Origin of the sequence: Acidovorax sp. 107 (assembly GCF_003058055.1) — a bacterium.
In the GTDB taxonomy this organism is placed as follows: domain Bacteria; phylum Pseudomonadota; class Gammaproteobacteria; order Burkholderiales; family Burkholderiaceae_C; genus Acidovorax.
This window is the reverse complement of sequence record NZ_QBTZ01000001.1, coordinates 3,495,814-3,522,288: the sequence shown is the minus strand read 5'-3', so window position 1 is coordinate 3,522,288 and position 26,475 is coordinate 3,495,814. Positions and strand designations below refer to the sequence as shown.

The window sequence follows — 26,475 nt, the reverse complement described above, 5'->3', positions numbered from 1 at the left end:
GCCGCCAGGGCAGCCGCAGGGGGTGGGTCGTCAAGAAGCAGCAAGGAAGAGCGTGCATGGTAGCGGAGCGAATCCTGCACGCGCTGTCGGACACCAGCCTGTCAAGCAAAGACAGGCGGCGAAGCGTGTAATTATTATCAAATCGACGCCAAGCGCAATATCTATAAGCACCAGTAGCTACCAAAAATGTAGCAATAGGCACACACCCTATCGACAGGGCCTGCCCCATCCGCACAATGGCCCACCGTTACCACCCTTGATCGGCACCGCCCCTTTTCCATGAGCGACACCACGTTTGACACCATCATCATCGGCGGGGGCACGGCCGGAGCCCTGCTTGCCAACCGCCTGAGCGCCGACGGCCGCCACCGCGTGCTGCTGATCGAAGCGGGCCGCAAGGACGACTACCACTGGATCCACATCCCCGTGGGCTACCTGTACTGCATCGGCAACCCGCGCACCGACTGGCTCTACAACACCGAACCCGACGCGGGCCTGAACGGCCGCACCCTGCGCTACCCGCGCGGCAAGACGCTGGGCGGCTGCAGCAGCATCAACGGCATGATCTACATGCGCGGCCAGGCGCGCGACTACGACCAGTGGGCCGAGCTGACCGGCGACGCCAGCTGGCGCTGGGACAACGCCCTGCCCTACTTCCGCCGCCACGAAGACCATTGGCGCCTGGACCAGCCCGGGGCCGTGAACGAAAATTTCAAACGCCTGCACGGCAACAAGGCCACCGGCAGCACGGGCGAGTGGCGGGTGGAAAAACAGCGCCTGCGCTGGGATGTGCTCGACGCCTTTGCCCACGCTGCGCAGCAGGCGGGCATCCCGGCCACCGACGACTTCAACAGCGGCAGCAACGAAGGCGTGGGTTACTTCGAGGTCAACCAGAAAGGCGGCTGGCGCTGGAACACGGCCAAAGCCTTCTTGCGCCCAACCTGCTACGGCCGGCCCAACTTCGAGATGTGGACCAGCGCGCAGGCGTCCAAGCTCCTCATCGAGACCCAGCCCGACGGCACCCAGCGCTGCACGGGCGTGCAGGTGTGGGACGGCACCGAGATGGTCGCGGCCCGCGCGGCGGGCGAAGTGATCCTGAGCGCGGGCGCCGTCAACTCGCCCCAGCTGCTGCAGCTGTCGGGCATCGGCCCCGCCGCACTGCTGCGCCAGCACGGCGTGGAAGTGAAGGTGGACCTGCCGGGCGTGGGCGCCAATCTGCAGGACCACCTGCAGATCCGCGCGGTGTTCAAGGTGCAGGGCGTGCAGACGCTCAACACCATGGCCAACTCGCTGGTCGGCAAGGCCAAGATCGGGCTTGAATATGCGCTCAAGCGCAGCGGGCCCATGAGCATGGCGCCTTCGCAGCTGGGTGCGTTCACCCGCAGCAGCCCCGACCAGCCGTACCCCAACATCGAGTACCACGTGCAGCCCTTGTCGCTCGATGCGTTTGGCGAGCCGCTGCACGGGTTCCCGGCGTTCACCGCCAGCGTGTGCAACCTCAACCCCACCAGCCGGGGCACGGTGAGCATCAAGAACGCCGACTTCAAGGCCGCGCCCGCCATCGCGCCCAACTACCTCAGCACGCCCGAAGACCGCCAGGTGGCGGCCGACAGCCTGCGCGTCACGCGCCGCATCGTGGCCCAGCCCGCGCTGGCCAAGTACCAGCCTCAGGAGTGGAAGCCCGGCGTGCAGTTTGAAAGCGACGAAGACCTGGCGCGCCTGGCGGGCGACATTGCCACCACCATCTTCCACCCCGTGGGCACCACGAAGATGGGCCGCGACGGCGACCCGATGGCCGTGCTGGATGCGCAACTGCGCGTGCGCGACGGACGTGGCGGCGTGGTGGCCGGGCTGCGCGTGGTGGATGCGGGCGCCATGCCCACTATCACCAGCGGCAACACCAACTCGCCCACGCTGATGATGGCGGAGAAGGCCGCGGAGTGGATCATCCAGTCACGGCAGGCGGCGTGAGTAGCATCGCGCCGATGTACTCCTCCACCTTCATCTTTGCGACCAAGCAGTTCGACGACGCCTTTCACCGGCTGGACGAAGCCATCGCCACCGCCGCCCGCGCTATCGACGGCTACCTGGGCGAGGAGTCGTGGACGGACACGGGCAACGGCCTGGTCTCCAACGTGTACTACTGGCAGTCGCTGGAGGCGCTACAGACGCTGATGCAGCACCCCGCGCACCTGAAGGCCAAGGCCGCGCAGGCGCAGTGGCTCAATGGCTACCAGGTGGTGATTGCGCAGGTGCTGCGCACCTACGGGGACAACCGGCTGGCTGGACTGCTGCCCACGGCCGGGCTGTTCGCGCAGGGCACAGCACCCCACTGATCCTTGAGCCCCCGGCGCAGAAACCGCTTGGCAGGTCAGCGGATGCCGCCCACATAGCGCGGCACTTCGGGGGCAGGCTCGGGGGGCGGTGCGGGGCGCGCACGCACTGCCTGCGCCGCAGCATCCAGCAGCGGTCGGCGCTGGGCGGAAGGGGGCGCTGCGTGCAGGGCCTGCTCCAGGCGGTCGGCCCATTCGGCCAGGTCGGGCGCGTTGTCTTCGGTGGCGCGCTGGCGCGCAAACCGCACGATCTCCTGCGCGTAGTCCGCGTTGGCAGCCATCCATTCGGTATCGGTCACGCGCCCTGTCTTGCGCCGCAACAGCACATGCAGGTGGGCGGCAATCGCCAGCTTGTCGGAATCGGACATGTTCGGCTCCTTACTGCATTGGGGTCATCCATCGGACTGCATTCGCTGGCCCGCACATCACAGGACGCGGCGGCGCATTCAGCCGCCCAGGCGCTCGCGGTGCTGGGCAATGTCCAGCCCGGTCTGCTCGCTTTGCTCGTCCACCCGCAGGCCCATCGCAAAGTTGACGACCCACAGCAGCGCGGCCGTCATCACCAGGCTGTAGGCCGCCACGGCGCCCACGCCGATGGCCTGGGTGAGCAGGCTACCGGCCACCCCGCCCACGGCCCTGCTGGCCAGCACGCCCGTCAGCAGCGAACCCACGATGCCGCCAACGCCGTGCACGCCAAATACGTCGAGCGAGTCGTCCACCCGCAGCAGCCGCTTGAGCCCCGTGGCGCCCCAGTAGCAGGCCAGCCCGGCCACCAGACCAATCACGACGGCCGAACGCAGCGTGACAAAACCGGCGGCAGGCGTGATGGCCACCAGCCCCGCCACCAGGCCAGAGCACAGCCCCAGCAGCGACGGGCGCCCGCGCACCACCCACTCACCCAGCATCCACGACAGCGCCCCGGCTGCAGCGGCCAGGTGCGTCACTGCCATGGCCAGCCCGGCGCGCCCATCGGCCGCCACCGCCGAGCCCGCGTTGAAGCCAAACCAGCCCACCCACAGCATGCCCGCGCCCGCCATGGTGAGCCCCAGGTTGTAGGGTTCAAACGGCTCGCGCCCATACCCCGCGCGGCGGCCCAGAAACCAGGCACACACCAGCCCCGCCACGCCCGCATTCACGTGCACGACCGAGCCGCCCGCAAAGTCCAGCGCGCCCATCTGCGCCAGCCAGCCCCCGGGCTCCCACACCCAGTGCGCCACGGGCGCGTACACCACCAGCGTCCACAGCCCAATGAAGACCAGCATGGCCGAGAACCGCATGCGCTCGACGAACGCGCCCACCAGCAGAGCGGCCGTGATGATGGCGAACGTGAGCTGGAACATCGCATATACCGACTCTGGGATCAGCGGCGCAATGTGGCTCACGGCCAGCTTGCCCGCCTCCAGCTGAAAGTCGAGCCCCGCAAAGCCAGCGCGGTCCCAGCCCCCCAGCCAGGCGCTGCCTGGTGTGAAAGCCAGTGAGTACCCCGCCGCAAACCACAACAGGCTGACCAGCGCCGCAATCGCGACCACGCACGCCATGGTGTTGAGCACGTTCTTCCTGCGCACCATGCCTGCGTAGAACAGCGCAATGCCCGGCAGCGTCATCAGCAGCACCAGGGCAGTGGAGGTCATCATCCAGCCGGTGTGGGCCGCATTCACCGTGTCCTGCGCCACCAGGGCGGGGCGGGTGACGGGCGCCGCGATGGCAGGAACCTCTGGCACGCCCTGGGCGAGCGCACAAGTGCAAAGCCCCAGACACAACGACACGACCGCAACGACCCGGTGGTTGACTGCACGCATGCACGCTCCCTTTCGCAATTTGTTACAAGCGCATTGCACGAGCCATGCCAGCAAAGTCCCACCGAATCGGGGCACAGGACGCACCGGCCGTCCCTCCGGCGCCCAACAACGGGGGGCGGGAAACCCCCAATGCACCAGCAAAGTGCAGCCGTTACAGTTGCGGCACTCGAAAGCGCGCTTCGGTGTGCCAAGCGAGGGGCCCGAGGAGACAACCTTTCTACCAAGAACCACATTCAAAACACCCAACGAGGTGTGAACCCTTTCAGGCGCTGGCGATCCCAGCGCCTTTTTCTTGCCTGCTAGGGATGGCCTGCATAACTCCCTGCGGTCGGTGATAGCGCGGCCTCGTGCGATCCGCTGCGTTGCTTTTCTTGCCAATAGCCGGGCTATTGGCAAGAAAAAGGCGCCTTGCGGCCCATCCCGATCCGCACTACCACCGACTCGCGAGGGTTATGCAGGCCATCCCTAGATCCTGAGCAGTCCTGAATCGATAGCAGGCCCGGTGCGACAATCCTGCGATGGAATGGATTTTGATGACCCTGGCCTCGCTGCTCGCGGGCTTTGTGGATGCGATCGTGGGAGGCGGTGGACTGGTAATGGTGCCCGCGCTGTTTGCGGCTTTTCCGGGCGCGCCCCCAGCCACGCTGCTGGGCACCAACAAGGCGGCCTCGGTGTGGGGCACGGCCATGGCCACTTGGCAATACAGCCGCAAGGTGCAGATCCGCTGGTCGGCCATGCTGCCGGCCGCGGCCGCCGGTTTTGCCGGCTCGTTCGTGGGCGCCTGGGCCGTCACCGTGGTGTCGGCCGACTTCTTGCGCAAGCTGCTGCCCCTGGTGCTGCTGGGCGTGCTGCTCTACACACTGGCCAAGAAGGAGCTGGGGCGGCACCACACGCCCCGGTTTGCGGGCCGGGCCGAGGTGATCGCCGCCTGCCTGATTGGCGTGCTCATCGGCTTTTATGACGGGTTCTTTGGCCCGGGTACGGGCAGCTTCTTCGTCTTCTTGTTCGTGCGGCTGCTGGGCTACGACTTTCTGAATGCCTCGGCCTCGGCCAAGCTGCTCAACTGCGCCACCAACATTGCCGCGATTGCGCTGTTCGCCGCCAAGGGCCATGTGTGGTGGCACTTTGCGGTGACGCTGGCCGTGGCCAACGTGCTGGGCAGCCTGCTGGGCACGCACATGGCGCTCAAGCATGGCACTGGCTTTGTGCGGGGCATCTTCATCGTGGTGGTGAGCACGCTGATCTTGAAGACGGGGTACGACGCTTTCCTGCGGTAGGCCTGCTCTTCACGCACCAGGGTTCGGTTGCCAGGGTGGCACCCAACTTGCGACGCGCTGCACGGCCTACCACCAGGGCGCTCCGAGGTCATCGGGGTTGCCCTGCATGGCCCGGATGTGAACGTGCGTCCTATAATTTCTGCACGTTTCCGTTTGATGACGGGGCCCATCGCCAACGGCGATGCCCTTATTCACCCGTTCCGGCCTGCCTACCCGCAGGCCGGATTTTTTGTACCTGAACCACCCCCACAGGAACCTGTCATGCAATTTTTCAAGTCTGCCGTTGTCACCGCCGTGGCGCTGTGCGCTGCCCTCGCCGTCCAGGCCCGCACGCTGGACGAAGTCAAGAAGGACGGCAAGATCATCGTGGCCACCGAGGGCCAGTTTGCCCCGTTCAACTACTTTGAAGGCACCAAGCTGACAGGTTTCGAAGTGGAAGTGGCAGAGCTGGTGGTCAAAAAGATGGGTCTCAAGCTCGAATGGAAGACCCTGGGCTTTGACGCGCTGCTGACCGGCCTGGGCCAGAACCGCTGGGACGCCGTGATCGCCTCGCACGGTGTGACCGACGAGCGCTCCAAGGCCGTGACCTTTGCCAACCCCCATTACTGCTCGGGCGGCATCATCGTGGCCATGGACGACAAGATCCGCAACGCCAAGGACCTGACCGGCAAGGTCGTGGCCGTGCAGACCGGCACCAGCTACCTAGAGCAGGTCAAGAAGGTCAGCGGCGTGAAGGAAGTGAAGAACTTCCCGCAAGACACCGACGCCCAGCGCGCCCTGATCTCCAAGCGCGTGGACGCCTGGGTCAGCGACAAGTTCGTGGCCAAGGAAGCCGCCGCCAAGAACGCCAAGGCTGGCTTCAAGCTGGGCGACATGCTGTTCATCGAGCGCATCGCCCCCGCCATGGCCAAGGGCAACACCGGCCTGGCCGATGCCTGGAACAAGGCGTTCACCGAAGTGCTGGCCGATGGCAGCTACGCCGCCGTCTCCAAGAAGTACTTCAACGAAGACGTGCGCTGCAACTGATGTGATGGCACATGGGGTGCGCAGAAGGCCAGGAGCCTCTGCGCACCTTTTGCCTTTTGTGGCGGCATAGGGCAATGTTCCCGCCGCCCACCCGATTTCCAACCAAGACCTTCTGGTCGTCCGATCCATGCTTCTCGCTCTTTGGCCACAAGGCTGGTCCCGACAGCAGCGCAGCAATGCCACGCTGGTCGCTGCACTGGTGGTGATGGTGCTGGCTCTCTCGCTGCTGGGCCACCTGCTGTCGTTCTTTCCCGACCCCATCGGCCCCAACGCCCAGGCGTTTTCTGAAGGTGCGCGCACCACGCTATGGCTCACGCTGGTCAGCGGTGCCGTGGGACTGGTGCTGGGCACGGCAGCGGCGCTGGCCCGTACGGCCCGCTGGACGCCCGTGCGCTGGATTGCTGGCGTGTACATCTGGGCCATTCGCGGCACCCCGCTCTTGGTGCAGATCCTGTTTGTGTACTTTGCGCTGCCGGTGCTGGTTCCGGGGTTGAACCTGCCCGACTTTGCGGCCGCCGTGGTGGCCCTGGGACTGAACGTGGGCGCGTACAACGCCGAGGCCCTGCGCGCGGGCCTGCTGGCCGTGCCGCGCGGGCAGACTGAAGCCGCCCGGGCGCTGGGCCTGGGCCGCATGCATGTGTTCATGGATGTGGTGTTTCCGCAGGCGTTCAAGATCTCGCTGCCGCCGCTGGTGAGCAACTTTGTGGCGCTGCTCAAGGACTCGTCGCTGGCCTATGCCATTGGTGTGGTGGAGCTGACCAACGTGGGCAACCGCATCCAGTCGGCCACCTTCCAGCCCATCGCCACGCTGACCACGGTGGCCATCACCTACCTGCTGCTGACCACGCTGGTGACCCAAATCTCCAACGCCGTCGAGTACCGCTTTGACGTGGAGGGCCGTAACCAATGAACCCCCACACTCCACCCAAGCCCTACATCGTGGCCGAGCGGGTGTGCAAGTCGTTCGGCTCGCACCAGGTGCTCAAGGATGTCTCTACCGTGTTCCACACCGGCGAGGTGACGGTAATCATCGGCGCCTCGGGTTCGGGCAAGAGCACGCTGCTGCGCGCCATCAACCGCCTGGAGCCCCACGACAGTGGGCGCATCACCATCGATGGCGTGGAGGTGTGCGATGACATCAGCACCCTGCAGCGCCAGCGCTGCGAGGTGGGCATGGTGTTCCAGCAGTTCAATCTGTTCGGCCACATGAGCGTGCTGGACAACGTGACCCTGGCCCCCCGCCGCATCCGCCGCACGCCGCGCACGCAGGCCAACGACGAAGCCATGCAGCTGCTGCGCCGTGTGGGCATGCAGGACCACGCACACAAGTACCCCTGGCAGCTGTCGGGCGGGCAGCAGCAGCGGGTGGCCATTGCGCGGGCGCTGGCCATGCAGCCCAAGGTGATGCTGTTTGACGAGCCCACCTCGGCGCTGGACCCCGAGATGGTCAAGGAAGTGCTGGACGTGATGCGTGGCCTGGCCCGTGGCGGCATGACCATGATCGTGGTCACCCACGAAATGGGCTTTGCGCGCGAGGTGGCCGACCGCGTCATGTTCTTCGACCAGGGCCGCATCGCCCACGATGCGCCTCCGCAGGAGTTCTTCAGCAACCCGGCCAACGACCGTATCCGGGCGTTTCTGGGCCAGGTCAGCCACTGACCCGGGGCCGCGCCGCGCTGCGACGCCAAGGCCGCCGGGCAACCGGCGGCCCTTTTTCTTTTTTGGTTGGGGGATTTCTTTCGATGCGTACTGAACGCTGGGGCCTGATGGCCCTGCTGGCCGTGACCGTGGTGTGGGGCACCACCTTCCCGGCGATGAAACTGCTCTCGGCGCACCTGGACGCGCTGCAGATCATCTGGCTGCGCTTTGTGATTGCGCTGGTGGTACTGGCACCCCTGTGGCGCGGCATGCTGCGCCACGAGCGGCGCTGGGGCTGCGCTTTAGGCCTGCTGCTGTTCCTGGCGTTCTGGCTGCAGATTGAGGGGCTGGCGCGCACCAGCAGCAACCGCAACGCGTTTGTCACCGGCCTGAACGTGCTGGTGGTGCCGCTGATTGCGATGGCGGCGCTGGGACGGCGCTACGGCTGGCGCCTGTGGGCCGCCTGCATGATGGCACTGGCGGGCATGGCGCTGATGTTCCACGAGAACGAGCCCTGGAACCTGGGCGATACGCTGACGCTGGCCAGCACCGTGTTCTACGCGCTGTACATCCTGGCGCTGGAAGAGTGCGCGCGCCGCACGGCCGCGCAGCCCCTGCGCGCCACCCGCATGGCCGCCGCACAGGCCACGGTGATGGCGCTGGCCTCCAGCGCACTGCTGCTGGTGCAAAGCGGCAACATGGACTGGGTGCGCTCCGTCGCCCATTTGCCGGCGGATGCCTTGGTGGCCCTGCTGTACCTGGGCCTGCTCGCGAGCGTGGTGGTGGTGACGCTGCAGGCCTGGGGCCAGCAGCGCGTGGACGCCATGCGCAGCGCCATCGTGTTCGGACTGGAGCCGGTATTTGCCGCGCTCACGGCGTGGGCGCTGCTGGGCGAGCAGATGGGCTGGGCCGGGCTGAGCGGGGCAGCGCTGATGGTGGCTGCGCTGGTTTTCAGCCAGCTCCAGCCATCACCGCGCGCCGCCCCTGCGTAGCTCCATCGACGGACAAGCCCGCAGGCATCCTGTGTCAGCTTTTGAAGCCAAAAAACCCGATAGCGCTAGTCGATATTGCGTCAATTGCTATGTATTTGGGAGCAATCAGGCATTCCATCAAGGTGCCACCAACGGTACCTCGTCGACCTTGCGGGGCTTGCCCATGGGCGCACTGGCCAGGCCCTTCTGCACGGCGGCGATGTCTTCTTCGCTGGGGTACTCGCCCATCAGCCAGTAGTCAAACACGCGCCGCGCAATCGGGGCGGCATGGGCGGCGCCAAAGCCCGCGTTCTCGACGATGGCCGCCAGTGCGATGGTGGGATTCTCGGCGGGGGCAAAGGCGGCGAACAGCGAGTGGTCGCGCTGGTGTTCTTCGAGCGCCCTGGCGTTGTACTTCACGTTCTGGCCCAGGCTCACGGCCTGGGCGGTGCCCGTCTTGCCGGCCGAGGTGTAGGGCGCGCCCATGAACACCCGCGTGCCTGTGCCGCCCTTGTTCACCGCCACCAGGGCATTGCGCACCAGCTCCACGTTCTTGGCCTGGTAGCCCAGGTTGATGCCGGGGGGCTGCACGATCTCGGTGATGGCGCCGGTGACCGCATTCTTCACCGCCTTGGCCATGTGCGGGCGGTAGCGGATGCCGCCATTGGCCAGCGTGGCCTCAGCGAGCGCCAGCTGCAGCATGGTGAAGTTGTTGTAGCCCTGGCCAATGCCTAGCGACACGGTTTCGCCCGGGAACCAGCGCTTCATGTCGGCCCGCTTGTAGGTGTTGCGCTTCCATTCGGTGCTGGGCAGCGTGCCCCGCACTTCGCCGTTGAGGTCGATGCCCGTGGACTGGCCGAAACCCAGCGGCTTCATGAAGTCGTGGATGGCGTCCACGCCCATGTCCACGGCCAGCGAATAAAAGTAGGTGTTGCTGGAGAACTGGATGGCGCGGTGCATGTCCACACCGCCCAGGCCGCCTTCGTGGCTGCGGAAGGTGTGGCCGCCAAAGGTATAGAACCCCGGGTCGTTCACCACCAGGCTGGGCGAGCGCTTGTTCAGCTGCAGGGCCGCCAGGGCCATGAAGGGCTTGTAGGTGGAGCCGGGTGGGTAGGTGCCGCGCAGGGCGCGGTTGAGCAGCGGCTTGTCGATGGACTCGTTGAGCGCGGCCCAGTTTTCGGCGTCGATGCCTTCGACGAACAGGTTGGGGTCGAACGTGGGCTTGCTCACCAGCGCCAGAATCTCGCCGTTGCGGGGGTCGATGGCTACCAGGGCGCCCCGGCGGCTGCCATACAGCTCTTCGATGAGTTTTTGCAGCTTGATGTCGATGGACAGCATCACGCTGTCGCCCGGGGTGGCCGCGTGGCTGGACAGCTTGCGCACGGCACGGCCGCCCGCCGAGGTTTCCATCTGCTCCACACCGGTCGCGCCATGCAGGGCCGACTCAAAACTGTGCTCGATGCCCAGCTTGCCGATGTATTCCGTGCCCCGGTAGTTCGCCTCGTCTTCCGAGTCCTGGATGCGGGCCTTCTCGGTCTGGTTGATGCGGCCGATGTAGCCGATGGCATGGCTGGCCACGTCGCCCAGCGGGTAGTTGCGAAACAGCCGCGCCTTGATGTCCACACCCGGAAAGCGGTAGCGCTGGGCGGTGAAACGCGCCACCTCCTGGTCGGTCAGGCGGGTGCGGATGGGCAGGGATTCGAAGTTGCGCGACTCTTCCATGAGCCGCTTGAACCGGCGGCGGTCGCGCGCCTGGATGTCCACCACCTTGGACAGGGCGTCGATGGTCTCGTCCAGCACCCCCGCGCGGGAGGGCGTGATCTCCAGCGTGTAGGCTGAATAGTTGGTGGCCAGCACCACCCCGTTGCGGTCCAGGATGAGCCCCCGGTTGGGCACGATGGGCACCACGGCCGTGCGGTTGCTTTCGGCCTGAGCCGCCAGGTCCTCATGGCGCACCACCTGCAGGTACACCAGCCGCGCTGCCACCATGCAGAACGCCGCCATCACCACCAGGCCCACCACCACGGCGCGGCCCCGGAACCGCGAGGCGTCGGCTTCGCTGCTGCGCACCTCGGTCATGGCCATCCCCCCGAAGACAAGGCCCAGAAACTCGCTGCCTGTGCGACTGGCGCGGACCAGGCCAGGGGATACCGGGCAAGGGCCGCCCCGCCGCGAGCGCGCCGCCCCCCCGCCCGCAGTGCACAGCGCTGCGAGATAAGGGGGAAGCGGCGCAGCCGCTCAGGGAGTTGCCTCATGTTCACAAGGGTCGGTTCTGGTCTTTGTCGGGTGGGCGGCGCTGGGGCGCCAGCAGCACCCAGCTGGCCAAGGGCCACAGCAGCGCCTCCAGGAACGGGGCCAGAAAGCTCCAGAACCCCGGGAAGATCCCACCTGCGGCCATGCGCAGCAGCAGCTCGATGGCATGGGCAACGGCAAACAACGGAAACACTTGCAACGCCTGCGACGGCACACTGAACCACAGCAGGCGGCGGTGGATGGCGATGGCACCGAACGACAGCACGGTGTAGGACAGCGCATGCTGGCCCAGCAGCGCAGACTGGCTCACGTCCATGCACAGGCCCAGCACAAACGCCGCGCCCATGCCAATGCGCAGGGGCTGGTGCACGCCCCAGAACACCAGCAGCACCATCAGCAGATCGGGCATCCACACCACGCGGCCCAAAGGCAGCATGTTGATGGCCAGGCCCGCAGCCAGACTGGCCCATATGAACACCGGGTTCACCGGCATCAACAGGGGTTCACCCCGCGGCATGATCATCGCGGGCCTCCTTGTGTCGGGGTCATCGGGGTGGTGCAGTGGGTCATTTGCGGCCTCCGCGTTTGGTCGCAGGCGCGGCCGGGGCCGCATCCGGGCGGGGCAATTCGTTGTCGCCCAGCGGCTTGAGCACCACCACGTGGCGCGCGCCCTGCACCTGGGCCAGCGGAGCGCAGTAGATGCGCGCAAAGGCAGAGTCGGCCCGGCGCTCCACCTTCACCACACGCGCAACGGGCAGGCCAGGGGCGTACAAGCCATCCACGCCGCTCGTGGTCAGCAGGTCGTCTTCGCGGATGTCGGCGTTGGCGGGCATGAAGCGCAGCTCCATGCCGCCGCCATGGCCTGCCACCGGGTCGCCGTAGGCCACGCCGCGCACACCGGTACGGATGTTGAGCACCGGAATCGCCTGATCACGGTCCACCAGCAGCGTGACTTCGCTGACCAGCGGAAATACGCGGGTGACCTGGCCCAGCACGCCGGCCTCGTCCATCACAGGAGCGCCCAGCTCCACGCCGCCCAGTTGCCCTCGGTCCAGCACCACCCGGCGCGTGTAGGGGTCGGCGGTGTCGTAGATGACCTCGGCCGCCTGTGCGGGTGTCTGCAGCCGGTCGCGCAGCTCCAGCAGTTTGCGCAGCCGCTGGTTTTCCATGGCCAACTGGTCGGCCTGGTTGGCGCGCTGGCCCATCACGGTCATCTTCTTGCGGGCGGCATCCAGGCCTTCTTGCGCGGTTTGCAGCGACTGGAAATAGCTGCTCCCGTGGCTCGCGAATTCCACCGGCTGCAGCATGAGCCACTGCACCGGGTACAGCACGGTGGCCACGGCCTGGCGGAAGGGGCCGGTGATCTGAAAGCGTGCGTCGGCCACCATGAGGAACAGTGCGAGCGCACTGAACACGGCCAAACGCGACAGGGCCGAAGGGCCCTGTTTGAAGAAAGGGGGAGCGCTGCGCTCCAGAGTACCCAGGGGCATGGTGCGCAGCGGTCAGTGTCTGCCGCGGGGAGCGGGCTCCACGGGCGGGTGCTCAGAAACAAGCATTGGAGCAGGGGCAGTCATGCAATTCGGAGCGCAAAAAAGTGCCTGCAGCATACAGGCCTGCCGGCTTACTCGCTCGTGAAAATGCTGCCCAGGCGGTCCATGCGCTCCAGGGCGATGCCGCAGCCGCGCACCACGCAGGTCAGCGGGTCTTCGGCCACCAGCACGGGCAGGCCGGTTTCTTCGGCCAGCAGGCGGTCCAGGTCGCGCAGCAGCGCGCCGCCGCCGGTGAGCATCATGCCGCGGTCGGCAATGTCGGCACCCAGCTCGGGAGGGGTCTGTTCCAGCGCGTTCTTCACGGCCGAAACGATCTGATTCAGCGGGTCAGTCAGGGCTTCCAGCACTTCATTGCTGGAGATGGTGAAGCTGCGTGGCACGCCTTCGGACAGGTTGCGGCCCTTGACTTCCATCTCGCGCACTTCAGAGCCTGGGAAGGCGGAGCCGATGTTCTTCTTGATGGCTTCGGCCGTGGGCTCACCGATCAGCATGCCGTAGTTGCGGCGGATGTAACTGATGATGGCTTCGTCGAACTTGTCACCGCCCACACGGACGCTGCCCTTGTAGACCATGCCGCCCAGCGAGATCACGCCGACCTCGGTGGTACCACCGCCAATGTCCACCACCATGGAGCCCGAGGCTTCCGACACGGGCAGACCAGCGCCGATACCGGCGGCCATGGGTTCTTCGATCAGGTACACCGCCGTGGCGCCTGCGGCCTCGGCTGCGTCCTTGATGGCGCGGCGCTCGACCTGGGTGGAGCCGCAGGGCACGCAGATGATGATGCGCGGGCTGGGGGTGAACAGCGTGCGCGGGTGCACCATCTTGATGAACTGCTTGATCATCTGCTCGGTGATCACGAAGTCGGCAATCACGCCGTCCTTCATCGGGCGGATGGCTTCGATGTTGCCGGGCACCTTGCCCAGCATGGCTTTGGCCTCGTGGCCTACGGCCTGAATGACTTTCTTGCCGTGCGGACCGCCTTCGTGGCGGATGGCGACGACAGAGGGCTCGTCGAGCACAATGCCTTTGTCGCGGGCGAAGATGAGGGTGTTGGCTGTGCCAAGGTCAATGGCCAGGTCGGTGGAGAAGTACCGACGGAAAGCTCCGAACATTCAAAAATCCTCTCGGGCACGGCATGCGCGTCGGCTTGCCGTCGCCAGGTATTCAGGGGGGTGTTTATGGGCTTTTTTCGCACAACGCCTGGCGGTTTCGAGGCTATTGCGGCAAAGCCGGGATAATACCCCATCCCCTGTGAATAACTCCCTCCGGCGCAGCCTGGATCACAGCTTTACTTCTGGTTTCTCTAGATTCTCCTCCCTATGGCACTGACCCCCCAGGACATCGGCCGCATCGCTAATTTGGCACGGCTTGAGCTGACACCTTCCGAAAGTGAGCGCATGCTTACGCAGCTCAATGGTTTCTTTGACATCGTGGAACAGATGCGGGCTGTGGATACCTCGGGCGTCACGCCCCTGGCCCACCCCGTAGCCGCCATCCAGGACGTGCAGCTGCGCCTGCGCGAGGACGTGGCCAGCGAGCCCAACCAGCGCGAAGCCAACCAGCAAAGCGCCCCCGCCGTCGAACGAGGCCTGTTCCTCGTGCCCAAAGTGATCGAATAAGACCCCCTCCGCATGACTTCCACCGCATTGCATGACCTGGGCGTGGCCCAGCTGGCCACCGAGCTGCGCGAGCGCCGCGTCTCGGCCGTCGAGGCCGCCCAGCATTTCCTCGCCCGCGCACAGGCCCACCAGAACCTGGGCGCCTACGTGGCCGTGAACCCCGACACCACCCTGGCCCAGGCCCGCGCCCAGGACGCCGCCATTGCCGCAGGCACCGCCGGCCCCCTGGCGGGCGTGCCGATTGCGCACAAGGACATCTTCGTCACCAAGGGTTTCCCCAGCACCGCCGGCTCCAAGATGCTCGCGGGCTACCAGTCGCCCTTTGACGCCACCGTGGTCACCAAGCTGGCCGACGCGGGCGCCGTGACCCTGGGCAAGCTGAATTGCGACGAGTTCGCCATGGGCTCGGCCAACGAAAACTCGGCCGTTGCCCCCGTGGGCTTTGACGCCCCCGCGCCCGTGCGCAACCCCTGGGCTACCGACCGCATCCCGGGCGGCTCGTCCGGCGGCAGCGCCGTGGCCGTGGCCGCGCGCCTGGCGCCGGCTGTCACTGGCACCGACACGGGCGGCTCCATCCGCCAGCCCGCCTCGTTCTGCGGCATCACCGGCATCAAGCCGACCTATGGCCGCGCCAGCCGTTACGGGATGATCGCTTTCGCCTCCAGCCTCGACCAGGCGGGGCCGATGGCCCGCTCGGCCGAAGACTGCGCACTGTTGCTGTCCGCCATGTGCGGCCCCGACCCGGACCGCGACTCCACCAGCCTGGACGTACCCGCAGAGAACTTCAGCGCCAAGCTCAATGACAGCATCGACGGCCTGCGCATCGGCATCCCCGCCGAGTTCTTCGGTGAAGGCCTGGCACCCGATGTGCGCGCCGCCGTGGATGGCGCCCTCAAGGAATACGAAAAACTCGGCGCCAAGCTCGTGCCCATCAGCCTGCCGCGCACGCAGCTGTCCATCCCGGTCTATTACATCATTGCCCCAGCCGAGGCGTCGTCCAACCTCTCCCGCTTTGACGGCGTGAAGTTCGGCCACCGCGCCAAGGATTACACCGACCTGGTGGACATGTACAAGAAGACCCGTGCCGAAGGCTTTGGCGACGAGGTCAAGCGCCGCATCATGATCGGCGCCTATGTGCTGAGCCATGGCTACTACGACGCCTACTACCTGCAGGCGCAGAAGATCCGCCGCATGATCGCCGACGACTTCCAGAACGCGTTCAAGGACTGCGACCTGATCGCGGGCCCCGTGGCCCCCACCGTGGCCTGGAAGCTGGGCGACCACGGCAACGACCCGCTGGCCGACTACCTGGCCGACATCTTCACCCTGCCCGGCTCGCTGGCCGGCCTGCCTGGCATGAGCGTGCCCGCTGGTTTTGGTGAGGGCGGCATGCCCGTGGGCCTGCAGCTGTTGGGCAACTACTTCCAGGAAGCCCGCCTTCTGAACGCTGCGCACCGCCTGCAGCAAGCCACCGATTTCCACCTCCGCCAACCCGGAGGTCTGTGACATGACGACCAGCAAATTGATCCACGGTTATGAAGTCGTCATCGGCTTCGAAACCCACACCCAGCTCGCCACACAGAGCAAGATCTTCAGCCGCGCCCCCACGGCCTTTGGCGCCGAGCCCAATACCCAGGCCTGCGCGGTGGACCTGGCCTTGCCCGGCACCCTGCCCGTGATGAACCGCGAGGCCGTGGCCTGCGCTATCAAATTGGGACTGGCCCTGGGCTCCCACATTGCGCCTGTGAGCATTTTTGCGCGCAAGAACTACTTCTACCCCGACCTGCCCAAGGGCTATCAGATCAGCCAGTTCGAAATCCCCGTGGTGCAGGGTGGCGAGGTCGAGTTCTTTCTCGGTGACGAGAAGAAGACCGTGCGCCTGGTGCGCGCCCACCTCGAAGAAGATGCGGGCAAGTCGCTGCACGAAGACTTCATTGGCCAATCGGGCATCGACCTGAACCGCGCGGGCACGCCGCTGCTGGAGATCGTGACCGAGCCCGACATGCGCTCGTCCGAAGAGGCCGTGGCCTATGCCAAGGAGCTGCACAAGATCGTGACCTGGATCGGCATCTGCGACGGCAACATGCAGGAGGGCAGCTTCCGCTGCGACGCCAACGTGTCCGTGCGCAAGCCGGGCCAGCCGCTGGGTACGCGCCGCGAGATCAAGAACCTGAACTCGTTCAAGTTCATGCAACAGGCCATCGACTACGAGATCCGCTGGCAGATCGAGCAGATCGAAGACGGCCACGCGATCCAGCAGGCCACTGTGCTGTTCGACCCGGACACGGGCGAAACGCGCGCGATGCGCACCAAGGAAGACGCGGCGGACTACCGCTACTTCCCCGACCCCGACCTGCCTCCGCTACACATTTCAGAGCAGTGGGTGCAGGATGAACGTGCGCAGATGGCTGAATTGCCTCGCACCATGGCCGCCCGTTTTGTGGCCGACTATGGCCTGCCCGAATACGACGCCACGACCCTCACGCAAAGCAAGGCCATGGCGGCCTACTTCGAAGCCGTGGCCAAGGCCTGCGGCCAGCCCAAGCTGGCCAGCAACTGGATCATGGGCGAGGTATCGCGCCGCGTGAATGCGGGCGAATCCAGCATCGAGCAGGCACCCGTCACCGCCGCCCAACTGGCCGCGTTGATCGGCCGTATTGCCGACGGCACGATCTCCAACAACGCCGCCAAGCAGGTGTTTGATGCGCTGTGGACCGGCGAATCGAACGACGTGGATGCCGTTATCGAATCCAAGGGCCTCAAGCAGATGAACGACTCCGGCGCGCTGGAGAAGATCATCGACGAGGTGATTGCCGTCAACCCCGACAACGTGGCCCAGTTCCGTGCGGGCAAGGACAAGGCGTTCAACGCACTGGTCGGCCAGATCATGAAGGCCAGCAAGGGCAAGGCCAATCCGACGCAGGTCAACGAGTTGCTGCGCGCCAAGCTGGCAGACTGACGCGCGACGCTGGATCGAAGCCACCACAAAAATAACAAAGGGCCGTGAGGCCCTTTGTTATTTGCGCTTCGGTTGGACTCTCTGTGCCAAGGGCGGAGGCCCGTGCTCCTCAGCGCGCACACCTCACCGCGTGGCGGCGGATGCGGCGTCGCTGGCGGGTGCTGCGCTCGGCAAGGGCATGCGCTGAGCATCCCACAGCTTGCGCAACTGGGCCAGCTCCACATCAAAGCGCTGGTGCACACGGCGCTTTTCCTGGTCTTGCCCGGCAATGAATCGCTGCTGCTCGGCAATGCTTTCTTCATTCTCGGCGATCTTGCGGCGCAGCGACATGGGGGCCTTGGTGGGGTCCTTCTTGTAGAACTCCATCTCCACATCAAAGGCTTTGCGCTGTTGCGCCAGCTCGACCAGGCGCTTTTCGGCAGTGGCGGTCACGTCGTCCACCAACTGGATGGCCGCGGCGCGCTCCACATCGTGTGTGGCCTTGTCGGGGTAGCGGGCCGTCAGCGCGCGTTCGCGGCGGCGCTCTTCCAGCTCGCGGGCACGGGCCTCGGCCTCCTTGCGGCGCTGGACCTCTTGCGCCGCCCGCTCTTGCTCGGTCAGCGAGGGGCCGATTTGCCGCCGCACGATGCCCGAAGGTCCCAGCTCTCGCTGCTCACGGTCCATGCATTCGGCGATCGGACGGTCGGCGGTCAGGCGCCGGCCATTGCGGTCCACGCAGGTGTAGATGCCGCTGGAAGTCCCAGGGGCTTGCGCCCACGCCACATCAGCGCCCAGGGTGGCCAATAGAACCCCGCCCATGATCCACGCCGATTTGCTCAAATCATCTACCCCTCGTTGACGCCATACCGCTGGCGGTAGGCCAGCACTTTTTCGTGGTGGGAACGCATCCCCTCTTCCCCATTTTGCTCAAGAAATAGCAATAAGTCTGCCAGCCGTGCAATGGCGCACACCTGCATGCCTAATTGCCCGCGCACGTATTGCACGGCGCTGTGGTCCACGTCCTGACCATTCTCCGTGGCTTTTTCCTGGCGGTCCAGTGCAATAGCCACTGCATGGGGCGTGGCACCGGCGGCGCGGATGATGGCGATGGACTCCCGGGCAGCGGTGCCGGCCGACATCACGTCGTCCACGATGAGCACCCGGCCCTTCAGGGGTGCGCCCACCAGGGTGCCGCCCTCGCCATGGTCCTTGGCCTCCTTGCGGTTGTACGCAAAGGGCACGTTGCGGCCCAGGCGCGCCAGCTCCACCGCCACCGTGGCGGCCAGCGGAATGCCCTTGTAGGCGGGGCCAAACACCATGTCGAATTCGATGCCGCTGGCCAGCAGGGCTTTTGCATAGAATTCCGCGAGCCGCCCGATCTTGCGGCCGTCGTCGAACAGACCGGCATTGAAAAAATAGGGGCTCAGACGCCCTGCCTTGGTCTTGAATTCACCAAACCGCAGCACGCCGGACTCGACGGCAAAACGGACGAAATCCTGCGCCAGCTGGCCCTGTTCGGGGGTTTGCACGCCAACATCCACCATGGGGAAATCCTTGTTCAAGTTAACCAGCCTCAATCTCAATGGCATCCGCTCAGCCACCAGCAAAGGCGTGGAAAGCTGGATGGCAGCCACGCGGCCGGATTGTATTTGTGTGCAGGAAGTGAAGGCCCAGGCGGCCGACATGGCCAACCGGTTCGAGCGCCTGGCCGAGCTGCAGGGGCACTTTCACTTTGCCCAGAAAAAGGGCTATTCGGGCGTGGGCGTCTACACGCGGCACGAGCCGTCGGATGTAGTCATTGGCTATGGATCGGCAGAGTTCGATGCAGAAGGCCGATATGTCGAGCTGCGCTTTGACACGCCCGCCCGCAAGCTGTCGATCATCAGCGCGTACTTTCCCAGCGGCTCCTCGGGCGAAGAGCGCCAGCTGGCCAAGTTCCGCTTTCTGGCCGAGTTCCACCCCCACCTCATGCGATTGAAGGCCGAGCGCGAGTTCATCCTGTGCGGCGACATCAACATTGCGCACCAGCAAATCGACCTCAAAAACTGGCGCAGCAACCAGAAGAACAGTGGTTTTTTGCCCGAAGAGCGCGCCTGGATGACAAAGTTGTTGCACACAACTGATGAAGGCGGCGGCATCATAGACGTTTACCGTCAGTTACAACCTACCGCCACCGACACCGCCTACACCTGGTGGAGCAACCGCGGGCAGGCCTATGCCAACAACGTGGGTTGGCGGCTGGACTACCACCTGGCCACCCCTGCAATCGCGGCGCTGGCGCGCGCAGAACATATTTACAAGGGCGAAAAGTTCTCGGACCACGCACCCATCACGGTGGACTACGCACTGACCCTGTAAGCCCCAGACACTCATCCACATGACCGACGCCAGTACCTCCGCACCGCCCCCCGCCCACAGCTTTCGCCCCCAGAGCGCCGAGGCGCTGTGGCGCCAGATATCCACCCCCCACCCCACGGTGGGCAAGGCGCGGCACCTGGGCGAGGCGCTGGTGCATGCAGGTCTGCTGTCCACACCCGCCCTCGCGGAGGGCCTGCGGGCGCAGCAGGAGGAGCGCGGCAACGGCGTGCAGCGGCCCATCGGCCAGATCCTGGTGGACCGGGGAGCCCTCACCCAAGACCAGCTACGCAGCGTGATTGCGACCTGGCTGGGCGAGTACACCGTGCACCCCGGCGACATCGCGCCCGAAGCGTCGGCCCTGGCCCTCATCCCCCGTGCCGTGGCCGAACGCGAATCCGTGCTGCCCCTGATCGCCCGCGAGGACGCGCTGGTGCTGCTGATGGCCGACCCCTGGGACCGCCTGCTGATCGACGAAATCCGCTTTCTGACCCAGCGGCGGCTGATTCCGCTGCGGGCGGCGCCCGGCACGCTGATGCCTGCCATCCACAAAGCCTACCGCACCCACCCCACGGACACGGGCGGCGCGGCGTCGGGCGCACGCGCCACCTCGCAGGAGCTGCTGACCAACCTGGCCACCGCGTCGCCGGACGCCGACACCGAACAGGCCGACGTGATCAGCGAGTCGGACAACACCCTGGTGCGGCTCATCAACTCGGTGATTGACGAAGCCATCAGCCACCGCGCGTCGGACATCCACATCGAGACCGAGCCCGCCCCGCACAACGTGCGCGTGCGCCTGCGCATCGACGGCGACCTGGTGCCCTACCTGGAGCTGCCCGCGCGCTACCGCTTTGCGATGGTGGCTCGCATCAAGATCATGGCCAGCATGGACATCTCGGAGCACCGCAAACCGCAGGACGGCAAGATCGACTTTGCCCGCTTTGGTGGCCCCCCGGTGGAGCTGCGCGTGGTGACCGTGCCCACCTCGCGCGGGCTGGAGGATGTGGTGCTGCGCCTGCTGGCGGGCGCCAAGCCGCTGCCGCTGGAGAACATCGGCCTGAGCCAGTCCAACCTTCTGGCACTGCGCGCGGTGGTGCAGAAAAGCTATGGCCTGGTGCTGGTGTGCGGCCCCACGGGCTGCGGCAAGACGACCACGCTGCACTCGGTGGTGCGCGACATCAACACCGCTGGCCGCAAGATCTGGACAGCCGAAGACCCCATCGAGATCACGCAGGAGGGCTTGCGCCAGGTGCAGGTAAACCCGCGCATCGGCTGGACCTTTGCCGCCGCCATGCGCACCTTTTTGCGCGCCGACCCCGACGTGATCATGATCGGCGAGATGCGCGACGAAGAGACGGCGCGCATCGCCATCGAGGCCTCGCTGACCGGCCACCTGGTGCTGTCCACGCTGCACACCAACTCGGCGCCCGAAAGCATCGCGCGCCTGCTCGAAATCGGCCTGGACCCCTTCAATTTCTCGGACTCGCTGCTGGCCATCCTCGCGCAGCGCCTGGTGCGGCGCCTGTGCACCACCTGCCGCGAGCCGCGCGTGGCCGACGACGACATGCTGGCGGGGCTGGCATCGCAGTACCTTGAAAGCGGCACCCACAACACCGCCGAGGCACGCCACGCGCAGATCGCACTGTGGCGCCAGCAATATGGCGATACCCAGGGCGAGTTACGGATGTGGCGCCCCGTGGGCTGCACCAAATGCGAAGGCCATGGCTACCACGGCCGTCTGGGGATTCACGAGCTGATGATGAGCGACGAAACCATTCGCCAGCACATCCGCCACCGGGCCCCCGCCTCGGACATCCGGCACTCGGCCCTCGCAGCGGGCATGCTTACCCTGCGCCAGGACGGCATCGACAAGGTGCTGCAGGGGCTGACCGACATGAGCGAAGTGGTGGCGGCGACCAACCTCTAGGGCCCTCTGCACGAATCACCGCGCCGTGGGCTTCTGCGGTCTCGGGCGGTCTGCGACATTGCAAACACTCGCTAAAGCAACAGCTACAGCTACAGCTATTGCTGCGTCTTGCGCTGGCCGCCCCTCCCGATGCGCAGCACACGCGCCCTGTGCGAAACTCGTCGCTATCGCCTTCTGGCCCTGCCGCCACCGCGCGAACCCGCCGTCGCAATCATTGCAAGCGGCGCTGGCGCGTCGGGCTTCTGCCTTCCACCCCATGCTCCGCTACCTCACCGTCCCAGTTACCCCTTTCCAGCAGAACGCCTCGATCGTCTGGTGCGACGCCACACGGCAAGCCGCCGTGATCGACCCAGGCGGAGACCTGGACACGCTGCTGGCAGAAGTTGAAAGACTGGGGCTGCAGCTCGCCCAGATCTGGCTCACCCACGCCCACATCGACCACGCCGGCGGCACGGGCGAGCTGGCCCAGCGCCTGGCATTGCCCATCGTCGGCCCCCACCCGGGCGACCAGTTCTGGATCGACGGGCTACCGCAGCAAAGCGCGATGTTCGGCTTCCCGCCCGCGCAGCACTTCACGCCCACGCGCTGGCTGCACGATGGCGACACCGTGCAGATCGGCAACGAGACCTTGAACGTGCGCCACTGCCCCGGCCACACGCCCGGTCATGTGGTATTCCACGCGCCGCAGATCGACCGCGCGTTTGTAGGTGACGTGCTGTTTGCGGGCAGCATCGGCCGCACGGACTTCCCCCAGGGCAACCACCAGCAGCTCATCGACAGCATCACGCAGCGGCTGTGGCCCATGGGCAACCAGACGGTGTTCATTCCCGGCCATGGGCCGGAGAGCACCTTCGGGCGCGAGCGGCAAAGCAATCCCTACGTGGGCGGGACCTGAGCGCTATCGCCGTCGCTACATTATTCATAGCGACTCAGGCATATTCCACTAGCGCATCCGGCTGATTGGGCTTGAAATAGGTTGCTGGAGGCCGTCCCAGGCCTCTGGGGCGTGCTCCGTGCCGCCGGGGCCCAGCGGCGATCAGGCCGGGGGATACTGGCCAGTTCGCCGCACCTCCGACACCGCCGGGGGCTACGATGGTGTGGTTTGCCACCCTTGCGGGCCGCCCATGCCCCTGTGCCATGACCCCATCCAACGCATCGCGCCCCCCGCTTGAACCCCAGCGTGGCTCCAGCCTCGCGGGCAAGGCTTACTGGGCCATGGTGCAGCGGGTGGCGCTGACGGCTGCCGCCATCGATGCGGGCTACATCCTGCTGTTTCTCTGGCTGGGCTCGATGCCGCTGGCGGCCATCAATGTGCTGAGCATCGCCATGTACCTGGGCGCCCACTGGCTCATCCAGAAGCGCTACAACACCGCAGCGCTGGCACTGATCTGGCTGGAGGTGATCGGGCACTCGGCCCTGGGCTCGCTACTCATCGGCTGGGAGAGCGGTTTTCACTACTACCTGCTGATGTTCATCCCCGCCATCGTGATCGCCAACACGCGCGGCTATGCCACGCCCATGGTGCTGGCCCTGCTGGCTTACTACCTGGGCCTGCACATGCTGAGCGACGCGGTGGGGCCGCTGGACCCGCTGCCCGCGCAGAGCGTGAAGATCGTGAACTGGGTGCACATCTGCGTGGTGTTTGCCATGTCGGCAGCGCTGTCGGCTTTCTACCGCCGCACCATCCTCATTGCCGAGGCGCGCCTGCGCAAGCAGGCCACGCGCGACCCGCTGACCGGCCTGGCCAACCGCAGCCACTTCGACGCACAGGCCACCGAGGCGCTGGAGCGCAGCCAGCGCAGCAGCATGCCCGTGACACTGCTGCTGTGCGACGTGGACCACTTCAAGCGCGTGAACGACCAGTACGGCCATGCCGTGGGCGACCAGGTGCTGGTGGCCATGGGCCAGGTGCTGGCCGATAACCTGCGTGAGGGCGATGTGCTGGCGCGTTGGGGCGGCGAAGAATTTCTGGCGCTGATGCCCGCCAGCCCGCTGGACGCCGCCAGCGCCACGGCCGAACGCATCCGCGCCGCCGTGGCCCGGGCGCCGCTGCCGGTGGGCACTGCACCCATTGCGCTGACGCTGTCGTTTGGGGTGGCCCAGGTGCACGGGCCGGACGATCTGCAGGCCGCCATTGCCCGCGCAGACCAGGCGCTGTACGCCGCCAAGCACGCGGGGCGCAACCAGGTGCAGCTGGCGGGTGAAAACGCCACCGACACAGTGGCGGCCAGCGCTTAAATACGCTGGCTCAGCGGTTCAACCGTTGCGGCGCGCGGCCTCGTACAGGCCCTGCACCTTGGGCACGTTCAGCTCCAGTTCGCGGATGCGCGCGGGGCCCGAAGGGTGGGTGGACAAAAATGCCAGCCCGCCTTGTTTGCTGCCACTGGCATTGCCCATCTTCTGCCAAAGGCTCACAGCCGCTGAGGGCTGGAAACCAGCACGCGCGGCCAGCTCCAGCCCCACCAGATCGGCCTCGCTTTCGTCCGAGCGGCTGAACTGCAGCGTGAGCAACTGCCCGCCCAGGCCCGCAGCCGCCTGTCCCAGGTCGCCCAGCCCCAGCAGCTGCGAACCCAGGCGCAGCGCCAGGTTGGTGCCCTGCGTCTTGGCGATGCGCTCGCGCGCGTGTTCACGCAGAGCATGCGCCATCTCGTGGCCCATGACCATCGCAGTCTCGTCGTCGGTGAGCTTGAGCTGGTCGAGGATGCCGGTGTAGAACGCAATCTTGCCGCCGGGCATACAAAACGCATTGATCTGCGAGCTGCCGATCAGGTTGACCTCCCAACGCCACTGGCGGGCGCGGTCATTCCAGGGCGTGGCGTACGGGATCAGCCGCTTGGCGATGGCGTGCAGGCGCTGCAGCTGGGGGTGGTTGTCGGGTGCCAGCGCGCGCTTTGCGCGGGCCTGCTCCAGCATCTGGCGGTACTGCTGGGCGGCAGACTGCTCCAGCGTCTCGGCGGGCACCAGCTTGCGCAGGCTGGAGGACGAGCCCACGTCCACCTGCGCCAGTACCGGCGCAGCCGCGCTGGCACCCGCCGCCAGCAGGAACGCGCGGCGTGCGGACCAGTGTGACGACGGCGCGAAGGAGGGAGCGGGGCAGAAAAGACACATACAAGGCAATCCCAGAAGGAATAATGAGCAGCGCTGGCACACAACACACCAGAGCCTGCCGCGCAGATGGAGGCTGGCAGGATGGCTACAAGGGTGCGTCGGCGATGATAGACAAAACCCCCGCTCCCCCATGTCAGACACCTCCACATCTTCCACCCCCGGCCTCGCTACCGCTACCGCCGCGGACAAGCCCCCGCGCACCCCCTGGCTGCAAACCCTGCGCGTGTACCTGGAGCCTGCCAGCCTGCGCATGCTGACACTGGGCTTCTCGGCCGGGCTGCCGCTGCTGCTGGTGCTGGGCACGCTGAGCTTTCGCCTGCGCGAGGCGGGCATCGACCGCAGCACCATCGGCTACTTGAGCTGGGTGGGCCTGGCCTACGGCTTCAAGTGGGTGTGGGCGCCGCTGGTGGACCGCATGCCGATCCCGGTGCTCACACGGCTGCTGGGGCGGCGGCGCAGCTGGCTGCTGCTTGCGCAACTGGTGGTGGTGGCGGGCCTGGTGGGCATGGCCCTGGCCGACCCGCGCCTGACCCTGGGGCCCATCGTGTGGTGCGCCCTGGCCGTGGCATTTGGATCGGCCACACAAGACATCGCGCTCGATGCCTTCCGCATCGAATCGGCCGATGCCAACCACCAGGCCGCACTGGCGGCGTCGTACCAGACGGGTTACCGGCTGGCGATGATCTGGGCTGGTGCCGGTGTGCTGTGGATTGCCGCACGCTCCGAGGTCGCGCCCGCTGTAGGCCAAGCCATCGCACAAGGTGCTGCCGCGTACCAGAACGGCGCCTGGCAGGCCGCGTACCTGGCCATGGCCGCGTCGATGGCGGTGGGCGTGGTCACCGTGCTGTTCTCGCGCGAGCCCGCGCCGGTGGCGCTGCCCCCGGCCAAGAACGCTGCCGAGTGGATTCAGGGCGCGCTGGTGGCTCCATTTGCCGACTTTCTGCGCCGCTACGGCTGGCACGCGGCGCTGATCCTGGCGCTGATTGCCGTGTACCGCATCAGCGACGTGGTGATGGGCATCATGGCCAACCCGTTCTACGTGGACATGGGTTTCACCAAGGACGAAGTGGCCGCCGTGACCAAGATCTACGGCGTGATCATGACGCTGGCAGGCGCCTTCGTGGGCGGCGTGTTGTCCATGCGGTTTGGCGTGATGCGCATCCTGATGCTGGGCGCCATCCTGAGCGCCGCCAGCAACCTGCTGTTCGCCTGGCTGGCGGGCCACGGGCACGACGTGACGGCGCTGATTGCCGTGGTGTCTGCCGACAACCTGGCCAGCGGCATCGCCTCGGCCGCGTTCATCGCCTACCTGTCGAGCCTGACCAACGTGAGCTATTCGGCCACGCAGTACGCGCTGTTCAGCTCGATGATGTTGCTGCTGCCGAAGTTTGTGGCGGGCTTCTCGGGCGACTACGTGGATGCGTTTGGCTACGCCCAGTTCTTCACCTCCACGGCGCTGCTGGGGCTGCCGGTACTGGTACTGGTGTGGCTGGCATCCCGCATTCAGAAGGTCGGAGGCGCCTGATGCATTTGCCTCGAATGCTATTGAATTAGCAGCAAACATTGAAGCCTTTCGCCACCCGGTTTACCGGAACTTTACGGGGGCTTCAACACGGGGAGACGGCTGGGCCGGACCATGAAGACCGTTTCAAAGCCTCGCTACTACACTGCCGCC

General features: G+C 66.2%; 24 protein-coding genes. 15 read left to right on the top strand and 9 right to left on the bottom strand.

The annotated features are described in order from the left end of the window. The first annotated feature begins 279 nt into the window (after positions 1 to 279). Both C8C99_RS16410 and C8C99_RS16405 read left to right on the top strand, forming a co-directional pair. Positions 280 to 1,971 (top strand): GMC family oxidoreductase, encoded by a 1,692-nt coding sequence (locus C8C99_RS16410; RefSeq protein WP_108626336.1) that lies wholly within the window; start codon positions 280 to 282, stop codon positions 1,969 to 1,971. A gap of 14 nt (positions 1,972 to 1,985) precedes the next feature. After that, entirely contained in the window at positions 1,986 to 2,336 is a 351-nt protein-coding gene (locus C8C99_RS16405) for an antibiotic biosynthesis monooxygenase (RefSeq protein ID WP_108626335.1), read from the top strand. 35 nt (positions 2,337 to 2,371) lie between these two features. Here the strand turns inward: C8C99_RS16405 and C8C99_RS16400 are convergent, their stop codons facing one another. Both C8C99_RS16400 and C8C99_RS16395 read right to left on the bottom strand, forming a co-directional pair. Continuing rightward, positions 2,372 to 2,701, bottom strand: coding sequence for a hypothetical protein (locus C8C99_RS16400; RefSeq protein WP_015012155.1), 330 nt, complete (start codon positions 2,699 to 2,701; stop codon positions 2,372 to 2,374). 78 nt (positions 2,702 to 2,779) lie between these two features. Then, positions 2,780 to 4,132 carry an ammonium transporter gene (locus C8C99_RS16395; RefSeq protein ID WP_108626334.1) on the bottom strand — a complete coding sequence of 451 codons (1,353 nt, stop codon included), beginning with the start codon at positions 4,130 to 4,132 and terminating at the stop codon, positions 2,780 to 2,782. Positions 4,133 to 4,650: 518 nt separating this feature from the next. On the opposite strand from C8C99_RS16395, the gene C8C99_RS16390 reads away from it, so the two are divergent. The 5 genes from C8C99_RS16390 (at position 4,651) to C8C99_RS16370 (ending at position 9,065) form a co-directional block, all read left to right on the top strand. Next, on the top strand, positions 4,651 to 5,409 hold the full coding sequence (locus C8C99_RS16390) for a TSUP family transporter (protein WP_015012153.1): 759 nt from the start codon (positions 4,651 to 4,653) through the stop codon (positions 5,407 to 5,409). 261 nt (positions 5,410 to 5,670) lie between these two features. Further along, positions 5,671 to 6,435, top strand: a complete 765-nt coding sequence (locus C8C99_RS16385) for an ABC transporter substrate-binding protein (protein WP_056057476.1) — start codon at positions 5,671 to 5,673, stop codon at positions 6,433 to 6,435. 127 nt (positions 6,436 to 6,562) lie between these two features. Next, positions 6,563 to 7,345 (top strand): amino acid ABC transporter permease, encoded by a 783-nt coding sequence (locus C8C99_RS16380; RefSeq protein WP_056643061.1) that lies wholly within the window; start codon positions 6,563 to 6,565, stop codon positions 7,343 to 7,345. Then, entirely contained in the window at positions 7,342 to 8,094 is a 753-nt protein-coding gene (locus C8C99_RS16375) for an amino acid ABC transporter ATP-binding protein (RefSeq protein ID WP_108626333.1), read from the top strand. Before C8C99_RS16380 ends, C8C99_RS16375 begins: the two co-directional genes overlap by 4 nt. Before the next feature lie 83 nt (positions 8,095 to 8,177). Beyond that, positions 8,178 to 9,065, top strand: coding sequence for a DMT family transporter (locus C8C99_RS16370; protein WP_108626332.1), 888 nt, complete (start codon positions 8,178 to 8,180; stop codon positions 9,063 to 9,065). 117 nt (positions 9,066 to 9,182) lie between these two features. Here C8C99_RS16370 and mrdA read toward each other — a convergent pair whose 3' ends face one another. From mrdA to C8C99_RS16350, 4 genes are all read right to left on the bottom strand, one after another. Next, positions 9,183 to 11,123 (bottom strand): penicillin-binding protein 2, encoded by a 1,941-nt coding sequence (mrdA, locus tag C8C99_RS16365; RefSeq protein WP_108627211.1) that lies wholly within the window; start codon positions 11,121 to 11,123, stop codon positions 9,183 to 9,185. Positions 11,124 to 11,301: 178 nt separating this feature from the next. Then, entirely contained in the window at positions 11,302 to 11,820 is a 519-nt protein-coding gene (gene mreD, locus C8C99_RS16360; protein ID WP_056057460.1) for a rod shape-determining protein MreD, read from the bottom strand. Between the two features lie 43 nt (positions 11,821 to 11,863). Further along, on the bottom strand, positions 11,864 to 12,787 hold the full coding sequence (mreC, locus tag C8C99_RS16355; RefSeq protein WP_108626331.1) for a rod shape-determining protein MreC: 924 nt from the start codon (positions 12,785 to 12,787) through the stop codon (positions 11,864 to 11,866). 131 nt (positions 12,788 to 12,918) lie between these two features. After that, positions 12,919 to 13,962 (bottom strand): rod shape-determining protein, encoded by a 1,044-nt coding sequence (locus tag C8C99_RS16350; protein ID WP_008907364.1) that lies wholly within the window; start codon positions 13,960 to 13,962, stop codon positions 12,919 to 12,921. 207 nt (positions 13,963 to 14,169) lie between these two features. Between C8C99_RS16350 and gatC the strand changes: the two genes are divergently transcribed. Genes gatC through gatB form a run of 3 tightly spaced genes read left to right on the top strand, consistent with a single transcriptional unit; the run spans position 14,170 to position 17,428 of the window. Next, positions 14,170 to 14,469 (top strand): Asp-tRNA(Asn)/Glu-tRNA(Gln) amidotransferase subunit GatC, encoded by a 300-nt coding sequence (gene gatC, locus C8C99_RS16345; RefSeq protein ID WP_094290150.1) that lies wholly within the window; start codon positions 14,170 to 14,172, stop codon positions 14,467 to 14,469. Between the two features lie 12 nt (positions 14,470 to 14,481). Continuing rightward, a complete protein-coding gene (gatA, locus tag C8C99_RS16340; RefSeq protein ID WP_056643077.1) occupies positions 14,482 to 15,975 on the top strand; it encodes an Asp-tRNA(Asn)/Glu-tRNA(Gln) amidotransferase subunit GatA in 1,494 nt (497 codons plus the stop codon). Between the two features lies 1 nt (position 15,976). Then, positions 15,977 to 17,428, top strand: a complete 1,452-nt coding sequence (gene gatB / locus C8C99_RS16335; protein ID WP_108626330.1) for an Asp-tRNA(Asn)/Glu-tRNA(Gln) amidotransferase subunit GatB — start codon at positions 15,977 to 15,979, stop codon at positions 17,426 to 17,428. A 123-nt stretch (positions 17,429 to 17,551) separates the two neighbouring features. Here gatB and C8C99_RS16330 read toward each other — a convergent pair whose 3' ends face one another. Together C8C99_RS16330 and pyrE are read right to left on the bottom strand one after the other, a co-directional pair. Next, positions 17,552 to 18,247 (bottom strand): DUF4124 domain-containing protein, encoded by a 696-nt coding sequence (locus tag C8C99_RS16330; protein ID WP_199226438.1) that lies wholly within the window; start codon positions 18,245 to 18,247, stop codon positions 17,552 to 17,554. 5 nt (positions 18,248 to 18,252) lie between these two features. Continuing rightward, positions 18,253 to 18,951, bottom strand: coding sequence for an orotate phosphoribosyltransferase (gene pyrE, locus C8C99_RS16325; protein WP_056643087.1), 699 nt, complete (start codon positions 18,949 to 18,951; stop codon positions 18,253 to 18,255). Positions 18,952 to 18,961: 10 nt separating this feature from the next. Here pyrE and C8C99_RS16320 point away from each other — a divergent pair, with 10 nt between their 5' ends. From C8C99_RS16320 to C8C99_RS16305, 4 genes are all read left to right on the top strand, one after another. Further along, entirely contained in the window at positions 18,962 to 19,765 is an 804-nt protein-coding gene (locus tag C8C99_RS16320; RefSeq protein WP_056643614.1) for an exodeoxyribonuclease III, read from the top strand. Between the two features lie 19 nt (positions 19,766 to 19,784). Beyond that, positions 19,785 to 21,692 carry a GspE/PulE family protein gene (locus tag C8C99_RS16315; protein WP_108626328.1) on the top strand — a complete coding sequence of 636 codons (1,908 nt, stop codon included), beginning with the start codon at positions 19,785 to 19,787 and terminating at the stop codon, positions 21,690 to 21,692. Between the two features lie 256 nt (positions 21,693 to 21,948). Continuing rightward, positions 21,949 to 22,587 carry an MBL fold metallo-hydrolase gene (locus C8C99_RS16310; protein WP_108626327.1) on the top strand — a complete coding sequence of 213 codons (639 nt, stop codon included), beginning with the start codon at positions 21,949 to 21,951 and terminating at the stop codon, positions 22,585 to 22,587. Positions 22,588 to 22,829: 242 nt separating this feature from the next. Continuing rightward, a complete protein-coding gene (locus C8C99_RS16305) occupies positions 22,830 to 23,930 on the top strand; it encodes a GGDEF domain-containing protein (RefSeq protein WP_108627210.1) in 1,101 nt (366 codons plus the stop codon). Between the two features lie 18 nt (positions 23,931 to 23,948). Here the strand turns inward: C8C99_RS16305 and C8C99_RS16300 are convergent, their stop codons facing one another. After that, a complete protein-coding gene (locus C8C99_RS16300; RefSeq protein WP_108627209.1) occupies positions 23,949 to 24,800 on the bottom strand; it encodes a M48 family metallopeptidase in 852 nt (283 codons plus the stop codon). 130 nt (positions 24,801 to 24,930) lie between these two features. On the opposite strand from C8C99_RS16300, the gene C8C99_RS16295 reads away from it, so the two are divergent. Further along, the gene (locus tag C8C99_RS16295) at positions 24,931 to 26,325 is read left to right on the top strand and encodes an MFS transporter (RefSeq protein ID WP_199226436.1); all 1,395 of its coding nucleotides are present in this window, start codon (positions 24,931 to 24,933) and stop codon (positions 26,323 to 26,325) included. Positions 26,326 to 26,475: the final 150 nt, after the last annotated feature.